At 63.3% G+C, this 7,940-nt stretch carries 2 protein-coding genes; both read left to right on the top strand.

Features of this window, described 5'->3' with window-relative positions; genetic code table 11:
* The first annotated feature begins 1 nt into the window (after position 1).
* Positions 2 to 3,916, top strand: a complete 3,915-nt coding sequence (locus F0Q45_RS22635; RefSeq protein WP_306439468.1) for a type I polyketide synthase — start codon at positions 2 to 4, stop codon at positions 3,914 to 3,916.
* A partial coding sequence (locus F0Q45_RS22630) for a type I polyketide synthase (protein ID WP_149656046.1) occupies positions 3,913 to 7,940 on the top strand: 4,028 nt, incomplete at its 3' end. The genes F0Q45_RS22635 and F0Q45_RS22630, both read left to right, overlap by 4 nt.

Genomic DNA, 7,940 nt, shown 5'->3' with positions numbered 1-7,940 from the left:
AATCGGCAACGACCACCAGGAAATAATCACAACACTGTCCGCCCTAGCCACCAACCAACCCCACCCCACCGCAATAACCGGCAAAACAACCCACGGCAAAACCGCATTCATATTCCCCGGCCAAGGCGCTCAGCGTGCCGGTATGGGTGCGCAACTGTCCGGAATCTATCCGGAGTTCGCGCGGGCCCTCGACGAGGTGTGTGCGCACTTTGATGCGTACCTGGGCCGGTCGCTGCGTGACTTGTTGTTTGCCCCTGCGGATTCGGCGGAGGCGGCGCTGTTGGACCAGTCCGCGTTTACGCAGCCGGCGTTGTTCGCCGTTGAGGTGGCGTTGTATCGCTTGATGGACTCCTGGGGAGTGCGTGCGGACTACCTGATGGGTCATTCGATTGGTGAGCTGGTCGCTGCGCATGTGGCTGGGGTGTTGTCGTTGGCGGATGCGTGTGTGTTGGTGGCTGCCCGGGGGCGGTTGATGGGTGGCCTACCCGCGGGTGGGGCGATGGTGGCCGTGGCGGCCGCCGAGGAGCTGGTGCGTCCCACATTGGAGTCTTACGGCGGGCGTTTGTCGGTCGCCGCGGTCAATAGCCCTGCCTCGACGGTGGTTTCCGGTGATGCCGATGCCCTCGAGGAGTGGATCACGGGCTGGCATGGCCATAGCACGAAGCGGTTAGCGGTTAGTCATGCGTTTCATTCGGCGCGCATGGAGCCGATGCTCGAAGAGTTTGGTCATGTGGTGGCGACGTTGACGTTGAAGGAGCCCCAGATTCCGGTTGTTTCCAATCTGACTGGTGAGCTTGCCACGGCAACCCAATTGAGCTCGCCGCAGTATTGGGTGCGTCATGTGCGCGAGGCGGTGCGGTTCAAGGACGGAGTCGCTTTCCTGGCCGAGGCGGGGGTCAGCCGGTATGTGGAAGTGGGCCCGACAGGGTCGTTGACTGCAATGGTGCGCGAAAGTTTGGGCGGTGACAGTTCAGCATTGTGTGTTCCGGTATTACGGGCTAAGCGTTCCGAGGCCCAGGCGGTGATGCAGTGCATGGCCCAGGCGTATGTGCATGGAGTGGAGTGGGATTGGGCGTCGGTCTTCAGCCCGTATCGCGTGCAGCGCGTGGCGTTGCCGTCGTATGCGTTTCAGCGGCAGCGGTATTGGTTGAACCCTTCTGCCAGTGCGGAGAATCTGGCGTCGGCGGGGCTGGCCGGGGTGGACCATCCGTTCCTGGCCACCGGAGACAGCCTCGGCGACGACGATGGCTGGTTGTTTAGCGGACGGCTTTCAAGAGAGAGCCACCCGTGGTTGGCCGATCACGCCGTTCTTGATGTGGTGCTGTTGCCGGCCACCGCGTTGGTGGAGATGGCGCTGGCCGCCGGAGCCCAGGCCGACCTGCACCGACTCGACGAGCTCGTCCTAGAAACTCCCCTGGCCATCCCCGACCATGGCGGGCTGCAGCTGCAGTTGCGCATCGTCAGCGCTGATGAGCATGGCCGCGGTCGGGTGACCATCCATTCGCGCCGAGAGACCTCCACCAAGACGCCAACCAACCCGTGGGTGCGGCATGCCAGTGGGGTGCTCAGTGCTGATACGCAGGATGGTGCCTGGTTTGCCGAGTTGGCGTCATGGCCACCGGCTAATGCACAGTCGCTGGACGCTGCCTCGCTGTATGACCGTTTGGGCGAGCAGGGTTTTCAGTATGGTCCGGTATTCCAAGGAGTGCAGGCACTTTGGCGTCGCGGTGAGCGCTTGTTTGCCGAGATCGTCCTCGACGATGAGCATGCCGACGAACGTTTTGGTGTGCATCCGGCGTTGTTCGACGCGGCCCTGCACCCGGCAGCCGGAATACCCAGCCAGGAACAGGCGGCCAATGCGTTGCCGTTGCCGTTTGCCTGGGCCGGAGTGTCGGTGTTCTCACGTGGTGCCTCGGTGTTGCGGGTGATGTTGAGCCCCAACCAGACCGGTGGTCTTGGCATAGCCGCGGTTGATCAGTCAGGAGCTGCGGTACTGGCGGTGGAATCCCTTGCTGTGCGCCCGATCAATGCCGCGGCGCTTGCCGCGGTCAGCAGCCACGGGGTCGAGTCACTGTACACAGTGAATTGGACCCCCGTCCCCGTCGGTGACGCGGCCCCCCGGACGGCGGTGACTATCGATGGCGGGCCGCTGCACTTGGCCGACATCGCCGGTGAAAATATTGTGCGCGTAACGGATCTAGTGTCATTGATCGAGGCAGTCCGGACGGGTGGCAGCGTCCCGGAAGTAGTATTGATCAACGCACCAATCACCGATGAGGGTGGGCTTGCTGATAGTGCGCGCACCGGGGTGCACCGCACGCTGGGTCTGATTCAGACCTGGCTGGGCGCCCCGGAGCTGGCGCAGTCACGGCTGGTATTTATCACCGGCTCGGCGGTAGCGGCCGGTGACGGGGAAAGCCCAGACCTAGCTGCCGCGGCCGCTGAAGGATTGTTGCGCAGCGCGGCCTCCGAGCACCCGGGTAGGTTCACGTGGATCGACCTTCAAGATCGGCTAGCCAACGCGGCCTCACGTCAGGCCATTGCCCAGGCATTGTCCGTAGCGGGTGAGCCTCGGCTGGCTGTACGTGAAGGTATCGTGTTAGCACCGCGGATAGCCCGTCCCTCGGCCCACCCGAAACCCGAAGCCGCGGTGTTTCACTCTCGGCGCACGGTGCTGATCACCGGGGGCACCGGCGTATTGGGTATGGCGGTGGCCCGCCATCTGGCCACGGCGCACCAGTGCGGGCATCTGTTGTTAGTCAGTCGTCGCGGTGCCGAAGCCCAGGGCGCCGAACAGTTGCGCGACGAACTGGAGAACCAAGGTTGCCAGGTGACATTCGTTGCCGCTGATGTCGCCGACCGCGACCAACTCGCCGAGACACTAGCTGCGATACCAGCTGAGCATCCGCTCGGCGCGGTCATCCACACCGCCGGTGTGCTGGCCGACGGCCTGATCGAAGCACTCGACCGAGACAAGGTCGAACAGGTGCTGCGTCCGAAACTTGATGCCGCCCTGCATCTGCACGAACTCACCGCAGGATTGGACTTGTCAGCGTTCGTGCTGTTCTCCTCGGCAGCCGCGGTGACGGGCAGCCCAGGTCAAGCCAACTATGCTGCCGCCAACGCGTTCCTGGATGGGTTGGCCCAGTACCGCCACCGGCTCGGCCTCCCGGCGACGTCGCTGGCGTGGGGGTTGTGGGCTCAATCCAGTGGGATGGCAGGCCAACTCGATAAAGCCGATCGAGCCCGCATCCTGCGCACCGGGTTAGCGGCGATGTCGACCGGGTACGGATTGAGATTGTTTGACCAGGCGTGCGCGCGCCCAGAACCCATCCTGGTGCCTGCTCTGCTGGAATTTGCTGCGTTGCGGGCTCAGGCGCGTGTCGCGGTGCTGCCCCCGGTGCTACGCGGGTTGGTCCGGGTGCCGGTCAAACGTCAGACAACGAGCCGCACCCTGGCTCAGCGGCTGGAGAATGTCCCCGAATCGCAGTGGTACAGCCTACTTTTAGCCGAGGTACGCAGGCAGGTCGCAACCGTACTCAACCATCCGGGGCCCGAGGCGGTCGACCCGCACCGCGTCTTCACCGAAATCGGGCTGGACTCTCTCGGCGCCATCGAACTTCGTAATCGGCTGGCCCACAACACCGGTTGGCACCTTCCCGCGACGTTGATCTTCGATCATCCCAACCCCAGTGCCATCGCCGAGTATCTATGTAGTCGGCTAACCAAGACGACCCTCGGTGACTCCGAGAGCCCAGAGAAGCAAGAGATCCATCCCGTCAGTCGGTTACGGCAAGCGGTAGGACTGATCCCCGCGACAGCTGATCCAGCGGGCCGGAGCCCAACAGAATTTGCGGATTTGGACCTTGACGATCTCATGAGACTGGCTATGAACCAACAGGAAGTCCGGAAATGAACCATTCGGTTGTAACTACCAAGCTCGAGCAGGCGACAGAAGCACTGCGTACCGCGCTAGTACAGGTTGATCGCCTGAAACAGGAAAATCGTTCGCTGGTGACCGCGCTGACTGAGCCGATCGCGGTGGTGGGAATGGCATGCCGGTATCCGGGCGGAATCAACTCTCCGGACGACTTGTGGGACATAGTCTCTCAGGGCCGCGATGTGATATCGGCATTTCCCACTGATCGCGGTTGGGATGTGGAAGGGCTTTACCATCCTGACCCGGATAATGCGGGCACGTCGTATACCCGCTGGGGCGGCTTTATGCAGGACGCAGCTAGCTTCGACGCGCACTTCTTTGGAATTCCACCTCGTGAGGCGCTGGCGATGGCCCCGCAGCAGCGATTGCTCTTGGAAACCGCTTGGGAGACCTTTGAGTCGGCCGGCATCGACCCGCAGTCGTTGCACGGCAGCCAAACCGGGGTATTCGCTGGAGCAATGAGGTCGGAGTACGCGATCGAACGCGGCGGACCCGACGTAGTTGGGTATCTAGCCACCGGCATGTCTGCGAGTGCGGCGTCCGGCCGGTTGGCGTATACGTTTGGCTTGAAGGGCCCTGCGGCGACGTTGGACACCGCGTGCTCGTCGTCGCTGGTCGCCATTCATCAGGCATGTCAGGCGCTGCGCTTGGATGAGTGTTCGATGGCACTGGCCGGCGGCGTCACGGTGATTGCCGGCCCGAGCACGTTTATTGAGTTCTCCAGTCAGCGGGGATTGTCGGTTGATGGGCGGTGCAAGTCCTTCGCCGCCGCGGCTGACGGCACGGGGTTTGCCGAGGGTGTTGGGTTGGTGTTGTTGGAGCGGCTTTCTGATGCCCGCCGCCACGGCCATCAAGTGTTGGCGGTTATTCGGGGCAGCGCGGTCAATCAGGATGGGGCCAGCAATGGGTTCACCGCCCCCAATGGGCCCTCACAGGAGGAGGTTATTCGCGCCGCCCTGGCCAATGCCGGGCTGAACACTGGCGATGTGGACGTGGTGGAGGCCCACGGCACCGGCACTGTGCTCGGGGATCCGATTGAGGCACAGGCCATCTTGGCTACGTATGGGCAGAATCGTGATGCGGGTCGACCGGTATGGTTGGGGTCGATCAAGTCGAATATGGGCCACACTCAGGCGGCCGCGGGGGTGGCCGGGGTGATCAAGATGATCCAGGCCATGCGCCACGATATGTTGCCTGCGACGTTACATGTCGAGGCCCCAACACCGTACGTGGATTGGACCACGGGCCACGTGCGGCTACTCACGCAAGCCCAACCCTGGCAGCCCGGTGAGCGGGTCCGCCGCGCCGCGGTGTCGTCGTTTGGGATTTCAGGCACCAACGCTCACCTCATTGTTGAGGAAGCTCCTATTCCCGAGCAGGCCAACGTGTCACGGTCCAACAACGGCGCCGTTATCGGCGAATCCGCCGCAGTTCCGTGGGTGATATCTGCGAAAACCGAATCGGCTCTCAAGGCTCAGGCCAAGCGAATGATCGCGCACCTGGCTGATCATCCTCAGCTGGATATCGCACATGTTGGGTGGTCACTAGCCACCGGCCGCGCCGGGCTGCAGCATCGGGCGGCCATGGTGGGCACCACGCGGGTGGAGCTGACGACGGCGTTAACGGCATTAGCCAATGGGCAACCGGCTCCCGGGCTAGTAACCGGGCGCGCGTTGGATGGTGAGGTCGTATTTGTCTTCGGTGGTCAAGGCGGGCAGTGGCCGGCGATGGCCGCCGGGTTGCTGGACAGCTCACCGGTATTCGCCGCGCAGATCAATGCGTGTGCTGTTGCTCTTGCCCCGTATGTCGATTGGTCGTTGGACGACGTATTACGGGGTGGGGTGCCGGAATCGGCATTGACCCGAGTGGACGTCGTGCAGCCGGCCCTGTTCGCGGTGACGGTGTCATTGGCGGCGCTCTGGCGCGAGTGCGGGGTATCCCCGACCATGGTGGTCGGTCACTCTCAAGGCGAGATCGCCGCAGCATACGTCGCTGGGGCGCTGAGCCTGCCGGACGCCGCCCAGGTGGTAGCGCTGCGCAGCCGAGCCATCGCCGAGCTGGCCGGCACCGGCGGAATGGCATCGATCGGACTACCTGGAGAACAGGTCGATGCCCGACTGCGGCGCTGGGATGACCGGATCTCGATTGCCGCGCTCAACAGTCCGACTTCCGCCGTGATCTCCGGTCAGTCGACGGCGCTGGATGAGTTCGTCGCCGCCTGCGCGGCGGAGGGGATCTTCGCTCGACGTATCGCGGTCGACTACGCCTCGCATTCAGCTCACGTGCAGGCGTTGGAAAGCCGATTGATCGCGGAATTGGCCACCATCTCGCCGCGCGCCGGAGATATTCCGTTCTTTTCCACGGTCACCGGCACACAGCTGGACACCATTGCCCTCGACGGCGCTTACTGGTACCGCAATTTGCGTGAGCCGGTGCAGTTCGCGCTGGCAACCCAGCGGCTACTGGAGCAGGGCTGTCGCACCTTCATCGAGATGGGTCCGCACCCCATGTTGGGAATGTCGATCCAGGAAACCGTAGCTGCTTACGCCGAGAGCGCTACCACCGTCGCGGTGCTGGGATCGTTGCGACGCGACGAGGGCGACATGCGGCGTTTCGTCACCGCACTGGGCGAGGCTCATGTGCACGGCGTACCGGTGAACTGGACAGCCGTGCTCGCTGCGCGCCATCCGCAACGCGTAGCTCTACCCACCTATGCCTTTGAGCGCCAGCGCTATTGGCTGGATCCGGCGCCACTCAGCATGGGCCGCGCAATGAACACCGCGTTAGCTGGGCCCAGGCACGCTTTGCTTCGGGACGTAGTTCACCGATCAGAGGCAGGTGCGTTGGCGTTGACCGGCAGTCTGTCGGTTCAGACTCATCCATGGCTAGCCGACCATGTGGTGGACGGAATGGTCCTTTTTCCGGGGGCCGGGTTCGTCGAGTTGGTGATGAGCGCCGGAGCTGAGGTCAATTGCGGACTCATAGACGAGCTGATCATGCGCGCGCCGTTGGTGTTGCCTGCCGATGCTGAAGTCCAGTTCTATGTTGCGGTCGAGGCTGACGGCGCCTCGAGCCGTCGCCCGGTTTCGGTATATTCCCGTGTTGGTCAGGATGATTCGGGCTGGCTGTTGCATGCAGAGGGCTGGTTGATTCCCGATGGGCAACTCGAGGATGTCGCGGATCTGTCGGTGTGGCCGCCTGAGGATGCCGAGGAGGTCTCGACAGCTGATGTGTATGAGCGGTTCGCCCGGCGTGGCTACGCGTACGGTCCAGCATTCCGTGGGTTGACCGCGGCATGGCGCCGCGGTGACGAGATATTCGCCGAGCTTCGTCTACCCGAGTCTGTTGGCGCGGAGGTCGCCGAATTCGTTATGCACCCGACGCTGCTCGATGCGGCGCTGCAAGCTGTGATGCTGGCCGCCGATGGCGGTCAAAAAGCGTTGCCTTTTGCCTGGGAGGGCGTGGCGTTACACACCGCCGGAGCGGCGACCGCACGCGCACGCATCATCCCCGTGGGGCCGAATGCGCTATCGTTGCAACTGGCTGACAGCACCGGTGCCCCAGTGTTATCGGTGCGTTCGATGGCAATTCGAACCGTATCCGACGGACAGCTCGAAGCCGTCATCAGCGGCCAAACGCGAGGCCCATTGCCTGCGGGCAACCCTGCCGCCCAACCAAAATCGGATCTCATACGGCGCCTGCAGAACTTGCCTGGCGACCAGCAACGCACCCTCTTGTTGGACCTGGTGCGCTCCCATACCGCCGCCGTTCTCGGATACGCCGACACCGCCGCCATCGACTCCACCAGCGCATTCCAAGACCTGGGACTCGACTCCGCCAGAGCTATCGAACTACGAAACCGCCTCAAGAGCGCCACCGAACTTGCCCTTCCCACGACATTGATCTTCGACTATCCCAATCCCGCTGCCGTAGCCGCATACCTGCGCAGCGCAATCGACGGAACTGCGGCAAGCACGCCCTCGCTCACCGTTGCTGCCCC

Source organism: Mycobacterium simiae (assembly GCF_008370645.1).
Lineage (GTDB): Bacteria > Actinomycetota > Actinomycetes > Mycobacteriales > Mycobacteriaceae > Mycobacterium > Mycobacterium simiae_A.
Note: the sequence above shows the minus strand (reverse complement) of the source record. Positions and strands in the feature narration are given on the sequence as shown.